The organism is Micromonospora aurantiaca ATCC 27029, from assembly GCF_000145235.1.
Lineage (GTDB): Bacteria > Actinomycetota > Actinomycetes > Mycobacteriales > Micromonosporaceae > Micromonospora > Micromonospora aurantiaca.
In genome coordinates this window covers 4,191,779-4,206,095 of the sequence record NC_014391.1, presented here as the reverse complement: position 1 = coordinate 4,206,095, position 14,317 = coordinate 4,191,779, and the positions used below count along the sequence as shown (strand labels likewise).

Annotated in this window: 15 protein-coding genes; 5 read left to right on the top strand and 10 right to left on the bottom strand. The window is 73.8% G+C overall.

The window, feature by feature from the left end:
- Nucleotide 1: 1 nt before the first annotated feature.
- From MICAU_RS18695 to MICAU_RS18675, 5 genes are read left to right on the top strand one after another with little or no spacing between them, the layout of a single operon-like run.
- Complete coding sequence (locus MICAU_RS18695) at nucleotides 2–433, top strand: GlcG/HbpS family heme-binding protein (RefSeq protein WP_013286908.1); 432 nt, start codon at nucleotides 2–4, stop codon at nucleotides 431–433.
- A complete protein-coding gene (locus MICAU_RS18690) occupies nucleotides 430–1,314 on the top strand; it encodes a hydroxymethylglutaryl-CoA lyase (protein WP_013286907.1) in 885 nt (294 codons plus the stop codon). The genes MICAU_RS18695 and MICAU_RS18690 overlap by 4 nt, the downstream gene beginning before the upstream one ends.
- Nucleotides 1,311–2,465, top strand: coding sequence for a CaiB/BaiF CoA transferase family protein (locus tag MICAU_RS18685; protein ID WP_013286906.1), 1,155 nt, complete (start codon nucleotides 1,311–1,313; stop codon nucleotides 2,463–2,465). Before MICAU_RS18690 ends, MICAU_RS18685 begins: the two co-directional genes overlap by 4 nt.
- Nucleotides 2,462–3,211 (top strand): SDR family NAD(P)-dependent oxidoreductase, encoded by a 750-nt coding sequence (locus MICAU_RS18680; RefSeq protein ID WP_013286905.1) that lies wholly within the window; start codon nucleotides 2,462–2,464, stop codon nucleotides 3,209–3,211. Before MICAU_RS18685 ends, MICAU_RS18680 begins: the two co-directional genes overlap by 4 nt.
- 29 nt (nucleotides 3,212–3,240) lie before the next feature.
- Nucleotides 3,241–3,876 (top strand): GntR family transcriptional regulator, encoded by a 636-nt coding sequence (locus MICAU_RS18675; RefSeq protein WP_013286904.1) that lies wholly within the window; start codon nucleotides 3,241–3,243, stop codon nucleotides 3,874–3,876.
- 58 nt (nucleotides 3,877–3,934) lie between these two features.
- Here MICAU_RS18675 and MICAU_RS18670 read toward each other — a convergent pair whose 3' ends face one another.
- Genes MICAU_RS18670 through MICAU_RS18625 form a run of 10 tightly spaced genes read right to left on the bottom strand, consistent with a single transcriptional unit; the run spans nucleotide 3,935 to nucleotide 14,284 of the window.
- Nucleotides 3,935–4,795, bottom strand: a complete 861-nt coding sequence (locus MICAU_RS18670) for an HpcH/HpaI aldolase/citrate lyase family protein (RefSeq protein ID WP_013286903.1) — start codon at nucleotides 4,793–4,795, stop codon at nucleotides 3,935–3,937.
- A 12-nt stretch (nucleotides 4,796–4,807) separates the two neighbouring features.
- A complete protein-coding gene (locus MICAU_RS18665) occupies nucleotides 4,808–6,271 on the bottom strand; it encodes a dihydroorotase (protein WP_013286902.1) in 1,464 nt (487 codons plus the stop codon).
- Between the two features lie 22 nt (nucleotides 6,272–6,293).
- Nucleotides 6,294–7,700, bottom strand: a complete 1,407-nt coding sequence (locus MICAU_RS18660) for an MmgE/PrpD family protein (protein ID WP_013286901.1) — start codon at nucleotides 7,698–7,700, stop codon at nucleotides 6,294–6,296.
- Nucleotides 7,693–8,532 carry a cyclase family protein gene (locus MICAU_RS18655; protein WP_013286900.1) on the bottom strand — a complete coding sequence of 280 codons (840 nt, stop codon included), beginning with the start codon at nucleotides 8,530–8,532 and terminating at the stop codon, nucleotides 7,693–7,695. The genes MICAU_RS18660 and MICAU_RS18655 overlap by 8 nt, the downstream gene beginning before the upstream one ends.
- Before the next feature lie 31 nt (nucleotides 8,533–8,563).
- On the bottom strand, nucleotides 8,564–9,763 hold the full coding sequence (locus MICAU_RS18650) for a CaiB/BaiF CoA transferase family protein (RefSeq protein ID WP_013286899.1): 1,200 nt from the start codon (nucleotides 9,761–9,763) through the stop codon (nucleotides 8,564–8,566).
- Nucleotides 9,756–10,613: an IclR family transcriptional regulator gene (locus MICAU_RS18645; protein ID WP_013286898.1), complete on the bottom strand. Its 858-nt coding sequence runs from the start codon at nucleotides 10,611–10,613 to the stop codon at nucleotides 9,756–9,758. The genes MICAU_RS18650 and MICAU_RS18645 overlap by 8 nt, the downstream gene beginning before the upstream one ends.
- 45 nt (nucleotides 10,614–10,658) lie before the next feature.
- The gene (locus MICAU_RS18640) at nucleotides 10,659–11,648 is read right to left on the bottom strand and encodes an EamA family transporter (RefSeq protein WP_013286897.1); all 990 of its coding nucleotides are present in this window, start codon (nucleotides 11,646–11,648) and stop codon (nucleotides 10,659–10,661) included.
- On the bottom strand, nucleotides 11,635–12,099 hold the full coding sequence (locus MICAU_RS18635; RefSeq protein ID WP_013286896.1) for an Ohr family peroxiredoxin: 465 nt from the start codon (nucleotides 12,097–12,099) through the stop codon (nucleotides 11,635–11,637). The genes MICAU_RS18640 and MICAU_RS18635 overlap by 14 nt, the downstream gene beginning before the upstream one ends.
- Nucleotides 12,096–12,923 (bottom strand): alpha/beta fold hydrolase, encoded by an 828-nt coding sequence (locus MICAU_RS18630; RefSeq protein WP_013286895.1) that lies wholly within the window; start codon nucleotides 12,921–12,923, stop codon nucleotides 12,096–12,098. Before MICAU_RS18630 ends, MICAU_RS18635 begins: the two co-directional genes overlap by 4 nt.
- Nucleotides 12,920–14,284, bottom strand: coding sequence for a M20/M25/M40 family metallo-hydrolase (locus MICAU_RS18625; RefSeq protein ID WP_013286894.1), 1,365 nt, complete (start codon nucleotides 14,282–14,284; stop codon nucleotides 12,920–12,922). The genes MICAU_RS18630 and MICAU_RS18625 overlap by 4 nt, the downstream gene beginning before the upstream one ends.
- Nucleotides 14,285–14,317 lie beyond the last annotated feature (33 nt).

The window sequence follows — 14,317 nt, the reverse complement described above, 5'->3', positions numbered from 1 at the left end:
CATGGCGAAGAACCCGTACGTGGTGAAGAAGCGCTCGATCTCCGCGCCGGCCGCGCGGGCGATGGTGGCCGCCGCCGTCGCCCGCGCCGAGGAGATGGGCTTCGCGGTCACCGTCGCGGTGTGCGACGAGAGCGGCGTGCTGAAGGCGTACGAGCGGATGGACGGCGCGCCGCTGGTGAGCGTCCAGCTGGCGCAGGACAAGGCGTACACGGCAGTCGGTTTCGGGCTCAGCAGCGACGGCTGGTACGACTTCATCAAGGACGACGGGCCGCTGGCGATGGGCGCCCCGCCCGCGATCGACCGGCTGGTGACCTTCGGCGGCGGCTATCCGGTGAAGGTCGACGACGTGCTGGTCGGCGGCATCGGGGTCAGCGGCGGCCACTACACGCAGGACATGGAGGTCGCGCAGGCCGGACTGAAGGCGCTGTCTTGAACGTCGAGATCGTCGAGGTCGGCCCTCGGGACGGCCTCCAGAACCACCCGGCGGAGCTGACCACCGGGCAGAAGGCCGAACTGGTACGCCGGGCGGTCGCGGCGGGCAGCCGGCGGGTCGAGGTGACGAGCTTCGTCAACCCGGCGAAGGTGCCGAAGCTCGCCGACGCCGACGCGCTGGTGGCACTGGTCCGCGACGAGCCGGGCCTGGCCTCGATCGGCCTGGTGATGAACGGCCGCGGCCTGGACCGGGCGGTCGCCGCCGGTGTCACCGAGGTCAACTTCGTGGTCGTCGCCACCGACACGTTCTGCCGGCGCAACCAGGGCACGACCACCGCCGAGGCGGTGGCGCAGGTGCGGCGGCTGCTGCCCCGCGCCCGCGAGCAGGGGCTGCGCGCGTCGGTCACGGTCGGTGCCGCGTTCGGCTGCCCGTTCGAGGGGGAGACGCCGCCGGAGCGCGTGCTGCGCGTCGTCGACGACCTGGCGCCGGTGGCGCCGGACGAGGTGGCGCTCGCCGACACCATCGGCGTGGCCGTGCCGTCCCAGGTGGAGCGCCTGTTCACGGCCGTACGCGAGCGCACCGGGGCGAGCCTGCGCGGGCACTTCCACAACACCCGCAACCTGGGCCTGGCGAACGTGCTGGCCGCCGTCGGGGCCGGGGCGCGGGCGATCGACGCCAGCGTCGGCGGCATCGGCGGCTGCCCGTTCGCGCCGGCCGCCACCGGCAACGTGGCCACCGAGGACGTGGTCTACGCGCTGGAACGCTCCGGCACCCGGACCGGGGTGTCGCAGGAGGCGGCGATCGGCAACGCCAGGTGGCTGGGCGAGGTGTTCGGCGCCGAGCTGCCGGGCATGCTGAGCCGGGCCGGTGGGTTCCCGTGACCGGGCCGCTGACCGGACTGCGGGTGCTGGACCTGACCAGCACGTTCTCCGGTCCGTACTGCACGCTGATGCTGGCCGACCTGGGCGCCGAGGTGATCAAGGTGGAGCCGCCGGGCGGTGACATCGCCCGCCAGCTCGGCGCCGCCCGCACCCCCGGCATGGCGGCGGTGTTCCTCAACATGAACCGGGGCAAGAAGAGCGTCCTGCTGGACCTCAAGGCGCCCGCCGACCGGGCCGCCTTCGACCGGCTGGTGCCGACGGTGGACGTGCTGGTGCACAACATGCGCCCGGCCGCCGCGGCCCGGCTCGCGCTCACCTACGACGACGTACGCGCGCTGCACCCGGCGATCGTCTACTGCGCGATCCCGGGCTTCCGGGGCACCGGCCGGCACGCCGACCGGCCTGCCTACGACGACGTGATCCAGGGCGCCTCCGGCATCGCCCGGCTCCAGAGCGTCAACCAGGACCAGCCCGGGTACGTCGTCACACCGCTCGCCGACAAGATCACCGGGCTCACCGCGTCCACCGCCGTGCTCGCCGCGCTGCGGCACCGCGACGCCACCGGCGAGGGGCAGCGCGTCGAGGTGCCGATGTACGACACGATGGTCGCCTTCGGCCTGCTCGAACAGCTCGACGGCTGGACGTTCGACCCGCCCACCGGGCCGCCGCTCTACCCGCGTACCGCCGCGCCGAACCGCCGCCCGTACGCCACCGCCGACGGGCACCTGTGCGTGCTGATCTACACCGGCCGGCAGTGGGAGCGGTTCCTCACCCTGGTCGGGCGCGCCGACCTGCTGCGCCACCCCGACTACGACACCGTCGGCAAGCGGATCGCCAACGCCGACGGGCTTTACCGGGTGGTGGCCGAGGTGCTGCGCGGGCGTACCACGGCCGAGTGGCTGGCGGAGCTGTCCGCGATCGACGTGCCGTGCGCGCCGCTGGCCGGCTACGAGGAGATCCTCCGCGAGGAGGAAGAGGCCGGGTCCGGCCTGGTGTCGATCGTCGAGCATCCGGTGGCCGGGCGGCTGCGCAGCGTCGCCTCGCCGATCGTCATGTCGGGCTCGCCGTTGCCGGCCGGCCGGCTCGCACCGACGCTCGGCGAGCACACCGACGAGGTGCTCGCCGGCGGTACCGAGGGGAGAAGCGGATGAGGGGCAGGGTCGCCGTCGTCACCGGCGCCGGATCGGGGATCGGGCTCGCCGTGGCCCGCCGGCTGGCCGACGAGGGCGCCGAGGTGGTCTCCGCCGATCTGGACGTCTCCGCGTGCGTGGGCGTCCCGGTGACCGCCGACCTGGGCACCCCGGCCGGCGTCGCCGCCGTCGTGCGGGAGGTGACCAGCCGGTACGGCGGCGCGGACGTGCTCGTCAACAACGTGGCGCTCGCGCCGTACCGGGACGCGTTCACCGACATCGACGACGCCGCCTGGCAGCGCACCTGGGACGTGAACGTGATGTCCTGCGTGCGCCTGTGCCGCGCGCTCGTGCCGCTCATGGTCGAGCGGGGCGGCGGCAGCGTGGTCACCATCGGCTCCGAGGCGGCGCGGCACCCCAAGCCGCACATGCTCGACTACGCGGTCAGCAAGGCCGCGCTGCTCAGCCTCGCCAAGGGCCTGGCCCTGGAGTACGGCTCCCGGGGCGTACGGGTGAACACCGTCGCGCCCGGCCCGACCCGGACCGCGACCATGGACGCCTACCTGGAGTCGGTCGCGCTCCGGCTCGGCATCGACGTCTCCGCCGCCGCCGACCACGTCGTGCACGAGCTGCGCCGGCTGCCGCTGGGCCGGATGAACGAGCCGGAGGACGTCGCCGAGGTGGTGCTCTTCCTGGCCGGGGACCGGTCCCGGCAGGTGACCGGCTCGGAGTACGCCGTCAACGGCGGTTCCACCGCGTCGATGTAGGTTCACCATCGGTGAACAGAGGGGGACGCATGGGCCGGGCCACGCAGTCGGCGTACGAGTCGATCAAGACGCGCATCCTCGGTGGGGCGTACGAGCCGGGGAAGAAGCTCTCCGAGGAGGATCTCGCCGCCGCGGTGGGGGTGAGCCGCACCCCGGTACGGGAGGCGCTGCGCCGGCTGCACGCCGAGGGCCTGGTGGACTGGGAGGCCAACCGGGGCGCCACCGTCCCGGCCTGGCGCGAGCAGGACCTGGAGGAGATCTTCGAGCTGCGCGCCCTGCTGGAGGGGTACGGCGCCGAGCTGGCCGCGACCCGGATCACGCCGGAGGAGATCGCCCGGCTGCGCGAGCTGTGCGCCGAGATGGAGGGCTACGCGGCCGGTCAGCGGCGGGACCGGGCGGACCGGATCGCGGTCTGCAACGCGCAGTTCCACGAGATCATCCTGGGCGCCGGGCGGAACCGCCGGTTGAGCGCGCTGCTCGGGGCGGTGGTGCAGACGCCGCTGGTGAACCGCACGTTCCGCCGGTACGACGAGGCGGCGATGGCGCGCAGCATGTCGCACCACCGGGAGCTGATCGACGCGTTCGAGGCGCGCGACCGGGCCTGGGCCGGCTCGGTGATGCGGGCGCACATCCTGGCCGCCCGCGCCACGCTCGGCACGCCCTGACCCACGCCGGGCCGGGACACGTCGTACCCGTCGACGGTCCCCGGCCCGGCGTCACGTGTCACCCGGCGGACGCCTCGGCGCGGCGTACCACCTCGGCGGCGGCCCGTACCACCGCCCGGTCCAGCAGCCGCCCGCCGGCGTCGGTGGCCACCCCGGAGCCGCCGCGTTCGGCCCGCTCCAGCGCCTCCAGCACGGCCCGCGCCGAGGCCACCTCGGCCTCGGTGGGGGTGAACACCTCGTTGACCGTCGCGATCTGCCCGGGGTGGATGGCGCTGCGCGCCCGGAAGCCCTGCCGCAGCAGCGCCCGGGTGGTCTGCTCCAGCCGCTCCGGGTCGCGCAGCGTCGTCTCCACCGGTCCCACCGGCGGGGTGATGCCGGCCGCCGCCGACGCGACCACGACCTGGGAGCGGATCGGCGCGAACTCCGCCCGCTCCGGCCCGGGCTGCAACCCCAGCTCACCGGCGAGGTCCGCCTCGCCGAGGCCGAGCCGCAGCACCCGCGCTGCGGCGGCCACCTGCGGCGCGGTGAGCACGCCCCGGGCGGTCTCGATCAGCGCCACCACCCGGAACGCCGGGGCGTCCGGGCCGAGCCGCCGCTGCACCCGGGTCAGCGCCGCGTCGACCTCGGCGAGCAGGTCCGGCTCGGCCTTCGGTACCCAGACCCCGGCCGCGGCGGGGGAGAGCACCTCGACGTCCGCCTCGACCTGGTCGCTGTTGATCCGCACCCACAGCTCGGGGCCGGCCGGCGCGGCGGCGCCCAGGTACCCGGCGACCGTCTCCCGGGCCTGCGCCTTGCGGGCCGGCGTGACCGCGTCCTCCAGGTCGAGCACGAGCGCGTCCGCGCCGCGCCCGGCCGCCTTGTCCAGCAGGTCCGCCCGGTCGCCCGGCACGTACAGGTAACTGCGCGCCACCGCCGCCATCAGTCGTTCCCCTTACCGCTGCGGGCGGGCGAGGTAGCGGCCGGCCGGCTCGCCGGTCACCTTGCCGTCGACGAGCACGTGCTGCCCGCGGACGAAGGTGTCGGTGACCCGTGCGGTCAGCTCGAAGCCCTCGAACGGCGTGTACTCCTGCGTCGACTCGGAGTCCTCGGCGTGCACCGTCCAGGTCGAGTCCGGGTCGACGAGGCAGATGTCGGCGTCGTACCCCTGCAGCAGCGCGCCCTTGTTGCGCAGGCCGAAGCGCTGGGCCGGGTTCCACGAGGTCAGCTCCGCCACCCGCTGGTACGACAGGCCGCGCCGGTTGCCCTCGGTGACCAGGCCGGGCAGCAGGTACTCGGCGCCGCCGAAGCCGGACTTGGCGACGAAGATGTCGTCGCGCGGCTCACCGAACTTGACCTCGTCCTTGCAGCAGGCGTGGTCGCTGACCACCCAGTCGATCTTGCCGTCCAGGACGTACCCCCAGAGCGCCTCGACGTCGGCGCGCGGGCGCAGCGGCGGGTTGACCTTGCCGCCCAGGCCGTGCGCGGTGTCGATGTCGGCGACCAGGTGGCCGATGGTCACCTCGCGGCGGAAGTCGATGTGCGGGAACGCCCGCGCCATCCGCAGCGCCGCGTCGACAGCCTTCTCCGAGGTCAGGTGCAGCAGGTTGATCTTCGGCAGGCCGGTCTCGTGCGCCAGGTACGACGCGATCGACACGGCCAGTCCCTCGGAGTGCGGCGGCCGCGAGGCGTGGTACGCCTCCAGCCCGCGCAGCGTGCCGTCCTGCTCGACCTGCTTGGTGTACGCGCTCATGATCTCGGCGGTCTCGCAGTGCAGCGACAGCGAGATCTCGTCGGCCAGCTCGGGGAAACGCTCCCGGGCCGCCTGGACGCCCCGCATCACGAACTCGAAGTGGGCGTAGTCGTACCGCTCGCCCTCCGGGATCATCAGGAACGAGTTCTGGTCGGCGGACCGGCCGTGCAGGCCGTGGCTGCCGTAGAACATGAAGATCTTGAACGAGGTGACGCCGTGCTCCTCGACCAGGGACGGCACCTCGCCGATGTGCTCCCGCGACATCGGCGCCAGGTGGAAGCCGTAGTCGATGTAGGAGCGGCCCTCGGTCGCGGACAGCACCTCGGGGAAGAAGTCGGCGTACCGGCCGCCCCGGTTGAGGTAGTACTGCCCGGTGCGCATGTAGTTCAGCGCCGTGGTGACGCCGCCCTGCACCGAGGCGCGGCTCTCCGAGACGGCGTCCTCGCTCAGCGGGTTGTAGATGCCCCAGTGCTGGTGCGCGTCCACCACGCCGGGGAAGGCGAGCCGGCCGCCGCCGTCGACGACCTGGGCGGCCTCCGCCCGGTCGATCTGCGGGGCGACGCGGCTGATCCGTCCGTCGGTGACGCCGATGTCCATCAGCTCGGGTTCGGGCCGGTCGTGCCGGACCACGCGGACGTTCGTCAGCAGCAGGTCGTAGGTGCTCATGGTGTTGCTCCTCGTGCTCGGTTCAGCGGCGGTTGATCAGGCCCATCAGGCCGTGGACGTCGGGGGCCCGGTCCAGCCGGTGGACCTCCTCGGTGATGCGGTCGGCGGTCGCCTCCGGCAGGGCGGCGGCGTTGGTGCGGAACTTGACCGCCAGTTCGGCGTCGCTGAGCGGACGCTGCGGCCCGCCCCGGTTGGCGAGCACCTCCTGCATCCACTCCCGCCCGTCGCGGGTGACCACCCGCAGCACGGCCGGGAACTGGTGCGGGAAGATCGCGTCGCACCGCTCGTCGCCCACCACGTCGACCAGCGCCATCAGCGCCCGCCGCTGCGGGTCGTGCGCCAGGGCGTCGGTGAAGTCGGCGAGGTCCACGCCGAGACCGCCGCCGCCGATCAGGCCGGCGACCACCGCGTACGGGCCGCTGAACTGCGCCTCGTAGCCGGTCTGCGGCGCCCGCTTGCGCTCGATGGGCTGGCCGATGGTGCGCACCGTCGGCGTCGGCACGCCGAGCGTGATCGACTCGATCTCGTCCAGCGGCAACCCGCGCTCGCGCAGCGCGATCGCCGCGTCGATGGCGGCGTGGGTGAAGTGGTTCGCCGGATACGGCTTGAAGAAGATGCCCGGCACCGCCCAGTCGGTGCCGAGCCCGCGGACGATCTCGTCGCCGTCGAACTCGCCGCGCAGGAACGCCTGGAAGAAGCCGAAGCGTCCCTCCAGCACCGTCGGCGGGCCGGTCACGCCGTGCCGGGCCAGCTGCGCGGCGCTCACCGCCGCGTGCGCCGCCCAGCCGCAGTGGATCCGCTTGACGGTGCCGCCGTTGCGGTTGGACTCGATCAGACCGGCGGCCATCGAGGCGGACACGCCGAGCGCGTCGAGCGCGCCGTCGGCGTCCAGCTTCAGCAGCCGGGCCGCCGCCACCGCACCGCCGAGCGTGCCGCAGATCGAGGTGGCGTGCTGCCCGTGCTCGAAGAAGACGGAGTTGCCGGTGGCCGGGTCGTAACCGGCCATGCCGAGCCGGACGCACACCTCCAGGCCCACGGCGATGGCCGCGACCGTCTCCCGCCCGGACGCCCCGGACGCCTCGGCGGCGGCCAGCGCGGCCGGCACCACCGACGCGCTCGGGTGCAGCACCGACGGCAGGTGCGTGTCGTCGTAGTCGAGCGAGTGCGCCAGCACGCCGTTGGCGAACGCGGCCAGCGCGGCCGGCGCCTTCTCGTCCAGGCCGACGACAGTGGCCTGGCCGCGGCCGCCCTGCTCCTCGACGTAGGCGAGGGCCGCCTGGCTGGTCGGCAGCGGCCGGGCCGCCACGCAGAGGCCGAGCACGTCCAGGACACGGGCCCGGACGCTCGCGACGACCTCGTCGGGCAGCGTCTCGGCGGCGGTGTCGGCGGCGAAGGTGGCCAGGTGGCGGCCCAGGGTCGGCTCAGCCACGGCTGATCACCGCCAGCGGGCGCACCGGGGAGCCGGTGGCGCCGTACAGCGGCAGCGGCGCCATGACGAATGTGAACTCGTGCACCTCGTCGCGGGCCAGCTCCTCCAGCGCCATCGTCTCGATCAGGTAGACGCCGTGCTCGACCAGCAGGATCCGGTGGGCCGGCAGCGAGCTGTGGCCCTTGCCCGGCGGCAGGCACTCGAAGGCGATGGTGTCCGCGCCGGCGGCGTGCACCTGCCGCTGCGCCAGCCACGTCGCGCCGTCCGCGCCGACCCCCGGCACGCCGGAGTCCTTGCCGACGTACACGCCGCGGTCCTCGTGGTCGAACAGCCGGCCCCACCCGCTGCGGATGAGCACGACGTCGCCCGGGCCCACCGGCGTGCCCTGCCGGGACACCGTGGCGTCCAGGTCGGCGGGGGTGATCTCGTAGCCGGGCTCGCAGGCCTCCACGCCCAGCGCGGCGGGCACGTCCAGCAGCACGCCCCGGCGGACCATCGGCGCGACGGTGTGCACGCCCAGTTCGTCGAACCGGCCGCCGACCTGCGCGTCGGCGGCGTCGGCGCCGCCGTGCAGCCGGCCGTCCTGGGAGACGTGCGCGAGCGCGTCGACGTGCGTGCCGACGTGCGTGCCCATCACCAGCAGGTCGTTGGCGGCGGAGCCGCCGTCGGCGCGCACCATGTCGCCGTGGCGGCGCGGCAGGGTGAGCCCGAACGCCGGGTGGTTCGGTGACTGCGGCATGCCGACGGTCAGCCGCCGGCCCAGGTCGTAGATCGTGACACCGGCCTGCACGGCGTCGAGCAGGCGGTCGGCGGTTCTGGCTGTGGTGCCCACGGGGTTCCTCGCGTTTCGGCTGTCGGCGTCGTCAGGCGACGACGCCACGGGCTTTCAGGTCGGCGATCTCGGCCGGGTCGCAGCCGAGTTCCTCGACGAGCAGGGCGTCGGTGTCGGCGCCGGGGGAGCGTCCGGTGAACCGGATCCGGCCCGGCGTCTCCGACATCCGCCACATGACGTTGTGCATCCGCATCGGGCCGAGGTCGGGATCGTCGACCGTGGTGATCATCTCGGTGGCCCGGACGTGCGGGTCCTCGACGATGTCCTTGGCGCTGTAGACCGGGGCGACAGCGGCACCGGCCTCGGCGAACGCCGCGGCCACCTCGTCGCGGGTCCGCTCGGCGATCCACGACCCCACGTACTCGTCGAGCAGGTCCGCGTGCGCCACCCGCCCGACGCCGGTACGGAACCACGGCTCGTCGATCACCTCGGGGTGGCCCACCAGCCGCAGCACCCGCTCGGCGATGGCCTGGGCGCTGGTGGAGATGGCCACCCATGACCCGTCCTTGGTCTGGTACGTGTTGCGCGGCGCGTTGTTCGTCGAGCGGTTGCCCTGCCGCTGCTCCACCACGCCGAGCTGGTCGTAGACGGTGGGGCCGGGACCGACAGCGGTCATGATCGGCTCCAGCAGGCTCATGTCGACGACCTGGCCCCGGCCGCCGGAGCGCTCCCGGTGCCACAGCGCCATCATCACCGCCGACGAGGTGGCGATGCCGCAGATGCTGTCGGCCAGCCCGAACGCGGGCAGCGTGGGCGGGCCGTCGGCGGTGCCGGTCAGGTGGGCGAACCCGCTCATCGCCTCGGCCAGCGTGCCGAACCCGGCGCGGGAGGCGTACGGGCCGGTCTGCCCGAAGCCGGTGATCCGGGCGATCACCAGACCGGGGTTGACCCGGTGCAGCTCCTCCGGGCCGACACCCCAGCGCTCCAGCGTGCCCGGCCGGAAGTTCTCCACCAGCACGTCGGCCCGCTCGGCCAGCCGCAGCAGCAGCGCCGCGCCCTCCGGCGCGGACAGGTTCAGCCCGACCAGCCGCTTGTTGCGGGAGATCTCCTTCCACCACAGGGGATGGCCGTCCTTGGCCTTGCCGTGGCCGCGCATGCTGTCACCCATGGTCGGGTGCTCGATCTTGATCACGTCGGCGCCGTAGTCGCCGAGGATCTGACAGCACAGCGGCCCGGCGAGGATCGTCGAGACGTCAAGCACCCGCAGGCCCGTCAGCGGTCCGTCACTCACCTGTTCCACCTCCCCAGTTCTGTTCCTGACCCGTCCGCCCGGCGACACGCTGCGCCGGCGGCCGGAAACCCAGTTCGGCGGAGATCTCCGCCGCCGCCGCGGCGACCAGCGCCCCGTGCGCGGCGCACACCTCCGGGGTGAACCGGTTCTGCGGCCCGCACAGCGAGATCGAGCCGAACACCTGCCCGGTCGCGTAGCGCACCGCCGCGGCCACACTTCCCGCGCCGTTCTGCCGCTCGCCCATGCTCACCGCGTACCCCTGACGCCGGATCCGGGCCAGGTCGGCCCGCAGCTTGGCGGTGGAGGTGATGGTGGCCGGGGTGACCGCGTCCAGCGGGTGGTGGCCGAGGTAGTCGTCGACCTCCGCGTCCGGCAGCGCCGCCAGGATCGCCTTCGACGACGACCCGGAGTGCAGCGCGTGGCTGGTGCCCAGGGACACCGACATCCGGACCTCGTGCGGCGACAGCACCTGGTCGATGTAGACGCGTGACCAGCCCTGCCGCACCGACAGCGTGGCGGTCTCGCCGGTGTCGCGCACCAGCCGGACCAGGTAGCGGCGCGCGATGTCCGGCACGTCCAGCGCGCGCAGCGCGGCCAGGCCCACCGCGAGAGCGCCGGTGCCGAGCCGGTACCGCTTGGTCTCCTCGTTGAAGGTGAGGAAGTTGTCGGCCACCAGCTCCTTGAGGATGCGGTGCGCGACCGCCTTCGGCAGACCCAGTTCCCGCGCGATCGTCGACACGCCGAGGGTCTCCGGTGCCCGTTCGGCGATGATGTTGACGATGTCGAGGGCGCGGCCCAGACCGGAACGGGTCCGGCCGGCGGTGCTCTCGACGACCGCTGTCGTGATCATCTCTGTTCCTCCACTGTCGACGTACGTGCGTGGGGTCGCCGGGCGTCAGGCGGGTGCGACGGGGGTCTTCCCGGGCGGGAGGCCGTCGGCCTGCCGGGGTCGCTCCCGCGCGATGACGAGCGCCACCGAGGCGAGCACCACGGCACCGGCGAGCACCTGTCGTCCGGACAACGATTCATCCAGCACCATCATGCCGAGCAGGACCGCCACCACCGGGTTGACGTACGCGTAGGTGGACGCGAGCTGGATCGGCGCGTTGCGCAGCAACCACGTGTAGACGCTGAAGCCGACCACTGTGCACACCAGCATCAGGTAGGTCCACGCCAGCCAGGACCGGCCGGTCACGCCGGCCGGGTCGAACCGTCCCAGCTCACCGCTGACCACGCTCGCCACCGCCACCGCGACGCCGCCGACGAGCATCTGCCAGCCGGTGCCGACCAGGTGGTCGGCCGGCATGTGCAGCCGCTGCGACAGCGTCGAGCCCAGCGCCCAGACCATCGTGGAGACCACCAGCAGCAGCATCCCGCCGAGGTGCCATCCCTTCGTCGGCACCGAGAACAGCAGCGCCAGCCCGGCCACCCCGCCCAGTACGCCCACCGCCGCCAGCGCCGACGGCCGCGGACCGACCGCCAGCCGCAACACCAGCACCCACAGCGGCATGCCGGCCACCACCAGCGACGTCAGCCCGGTCGGCACGTACTGCTGGCCCAGGGCGAGCAGCGCGCTGCCCGCACCGACCATCAGCAGCCCGCTGGCGCCCACCCCGCCCCACTGCCGCCGGGGCAGCAGCAGCCCGGCCGGTCCCCGGCGCAGCGCCGCCACCGCGAACAGCAGCAGCGCGGCGGCCAGGAACCGGGCCGAGGTGGCGACCAGCGGCGGGATGCTGTCCAGGGCCACCCGGTTGCCCAGGTAGGTCGAGCCCCAGATCAGGTAGACCGCGCCGAGCCCGACGGCCAGGGCCATCGGGCCGGCGGGCCGCTGCGGATCCGCCGGGTGGCGGACCGCTGCGGGCCGGGTCAGGTCAGCGGTGGCCATCGACCCGGATCGCCACCGCGGTGTTGCCCCGCAGGGCGTTCGAGTAGGGACACATCCGGTCGGCCAGCTCCACTGCGCGCTCCAGGTCGGCCTGCGGGCACTGCGGCGCGGACACGTCCAGCACCACGGCGATCGCGTACCGGCCGTCGTCGGTCTGCCCGAGGGAGACCGAGGCGGTGACGGTCGTCGGACCGGGCCGCACGCCGGCCTGCCGGGCGGCGACCGCGAGCGCGCTGTCGAAGCAGGCCGCGTAGCCGGCCGCGAACAGCTCCTCCGGGTCGGTGCCGGGCGCGTCCGGACCCCGCTGCGCGGGGCGGGTCAGGTCGACCCGCAGCGACCCGGTCAGCGACCGGGCGCTGCCGCCGCGACCGCCGGAGACCTCGACTGTGGCGGTGTAGACAGTGTTCGCCGGTACGACCTTCGCCTCGGTCACCGGGGTGCCGGCGCTCATGCCGCCACCTCCCGCCCGAGGTCGGCGTGCACCCGCGCGGCGACCGCGTCGGCGAACGCCTCCGGCTGCTCGTCGGCCACGAAGTCGGTGCCGCCGGGGATGGTGACCAGCTCGGCGCCGGGCAGCGCGGCCCGCACCTGCGGCGTCATCCGGTCCAGCAGGTCGTCGGCGCCGTGCAGCAGCACGATGGGCAGCGCGTCCAGGGCGGCGGTGTCGACGTGGTGGTCGAACACCGCCCGGTACGCGGTCGCGTAGTCCGGTCCGGTCAGCAGGTACTCGGTGACCTGCCGGTCCGCCTCCTCCGGGGTCAGGCGCGGGTACAGGCCGTACACCCGGTCCCAGATCACCTTCAGGTGCCCGCCGTCGCGCGCCGGCACGTAGCCGGGCGCGTACGACCGCTTCTTCTCCGCCCGCTCCTGCTCGTCGTAGAGCGGGATGCCCTGGAGAATCAGCCGGTGCACCCGCTCCGGCGCCGACATCAGCGCCTCCGCGCCGACGATCGCGCCGGTGTGCTGCCCGAGCAGGTGTACCCGGGACAGCCCGAGGGCGTCGGCGAACTGCCACACCCCGGCCGCGTACTCCGGGATGGACCACGGGCGCGGCGGCGCGTCGGACATGCCGAAGCCCGGCGTGTCCGGGGCGATCACCCGCAGGCCGCGGCGGGCCAGCGGCTCGATCACCGCGTCGTAGGTGGCCGAGGAGAGCGGGGACTGGTGCAGGATCAGCAGCACCGGGGCGTCGGCGTCGCCGCCGTGCCGGTAGTGCACCTGACCCCACGGCACGTCGACGTAGGCGCGGCGGGCCACGCCGCGGGCCCGGGTCACTCGGCCACCGCCAGCGCCGCCATGACCTCGATGACGTGCTTGATGCCGGCCTTGTAGTCGTCCAGCCGGATGTTCTCGTTCGGGCCGTCCACACCGGAGTCGGCGCGGGACACGCCGACGCCGACGATCGGCCGGTCGGCGATCACGCCCTGGTTGCCGATCCACTGCGTGTACGGCTCGATCACCGGCTCGGTCCCGTACACCCGGCGGGCCGCGTCGGCGACCAGCGCGACGAACGGGTCGCGGTGGTCGGTGAGGTTGGGCCGGCTGGTCGCCATCACCTCGATGCGCAGGTCACCGAAGCCGGTCGCGGCCAGGTGGTCGCGGATGCAGCCGAGCACCCGGTCCGGGTCCTGGCCCGGCACCAGCCGGATCTCCAGCTTCGCCGAGGCGGTCGACGGGATGCCGAGCGTCACGTCGTCGCGCATGTCGCCGCCGGCGAAACCGGCGACGGTGAGCGTCGGCACGGTACGGATGGCGACCGCGGCGCCCTGGTCGTCCAGGTCACCGGTGAACCGGTCGACCTGGGCCCGCTTGCGCAGGAAGTCCCCGTCGAACGCCACCTTCTCCAGCAGCGCCCGCTCCTCGTCGGTCGGCGGCCGGGCGTCGTCGGCGAAACCGGGGATCGTCACGGTGCCGTCGGGCCGCTGCAACTGCGCCAGGGCGGCGGCCAGCCGGGCCGTGGCAGCCGGCAGCAGCGCGGTGTTCTGGCTGGTGAGGTCGCGCGGCAGGGTCTGCGCGGTGAGGCGCAGGTAGAGCACGCCCTTCTCGGCGAGCTTGAGCAGCAGCCGGTCCTCGCCGTCGAGCCAGGAGTTCTCCCACAGCGCCGCGTCGCTGGCGAGCCGGTCGGCGTGCGCCTCGACGAACGAGCCCAGACCCGGGCTGTGCAGCCACTTCTTGCCCTCGAAGATGATCCGGTTGGTCACCGGCGGGGTCAGCCCGGCCAGCTTCCAGGCCGCCGCCGCGTGGATGCGGGACATGACGACGCCCTTGTCGTCGGCCACGCCCCGGGCGTACAGCCGGCCGTCGTGGATCTCCGCCGCGTACGGCGGGCTGATCCAGACGGCGTCGTCACCGGCCGGCTCGACCTCCACGTCGTAGTGGGTGAAGTGCAGCAGCGCCTTGTCACCCTCGCCCGGCACCTCGGCCAGCACGTACGGGTACGACTGCTCCCACGGGATGATCTCGGCTTCGCCGCCCCAGCGGCGGACCGACCCGGCGATGAACTCGGCGGTGGCCTCCATCTGCTCCGGCTCCTGGCGGCGGCTGCGGATGCGGCACAGCTGCTGGAGCTCCTCGACGAACTCGTCGAAGTGCGCGTCGACGGCCGCAAGCGCGGCCGCGGTATCCGGTTTGGGCATGGTGGTCCTCACAGAAGGGGTCGGGGAGGGGGG

Excerpts from the sequence above, each read along its gene's own strand:
- MICAU_RS18665 (WP_013286902.1), bottom strand. The coding sequence starts at position 6,271 with ATGAGCACCTACGACCTGCTGCTGACGAACGTCCGCGTGGTCCGGCAC.
- MICAU_RS18670 (WP_013286903.1), bottom strand. The coding sequence starts at position 4,795 with ATGGCGGCGGTGGCGCGCAGTTACCTGTACGTGCCGGGCGACCGGGCG.
- MICAU_RS18675 (WP_013286904.1), top strand. The coding sequence starts at position 3,241 with ATGGGCCGGGCCACGCAGTCGGCGTACGAGTCGATCAAGACGCGCATC.
- MICAU_RS18635 (WP_013286896.1), bottom strand. The coding sequence starts at position 12,099 with ATGAGCGCCGGCACCCCGGTGACCGAGGCGAAGGTCGTACCGGCGAAC.
- MICAU_RS18640 (WP_013286897.1), bottom strand. The coding sequence starts at position 11,648 with ATGGCCACCGCTGACCTGACCCGGCCCGCAGCGGTCCGCCACCCGGCG.
- MICAU_RS18625 (WP_013286894.1), bottom strand. The coding sequence starts at position 14,284 with ATGCCCAAACCGGATACCGCGGCCGCGCTTGCGGCCGTCGACGCGCAC.
- MICAU_RS18645 (WP_013286898.1), bottom strand. The coding sequence starts at position 10,613 with ATGATCACGACAGCGGTCGTCGAGAGCACCGCCGGCCGGACCCGTTCC.
- MICAU_RS18680 (WP_013286905.1), top strand. The coding sequence starts at position 2,462 with ATGAGGGGCAGGGTCGCCGTCGTCACCGGCGCCGGATCGGGGATCGGG.
- MICAU_RS18695 (WP_013286908.1), top strand. The coding sequence starts at position 2 with ATGGCGAAGAACCCGTACGTGGTGAAGAAGCGCTCGATCTCCGCGCCG.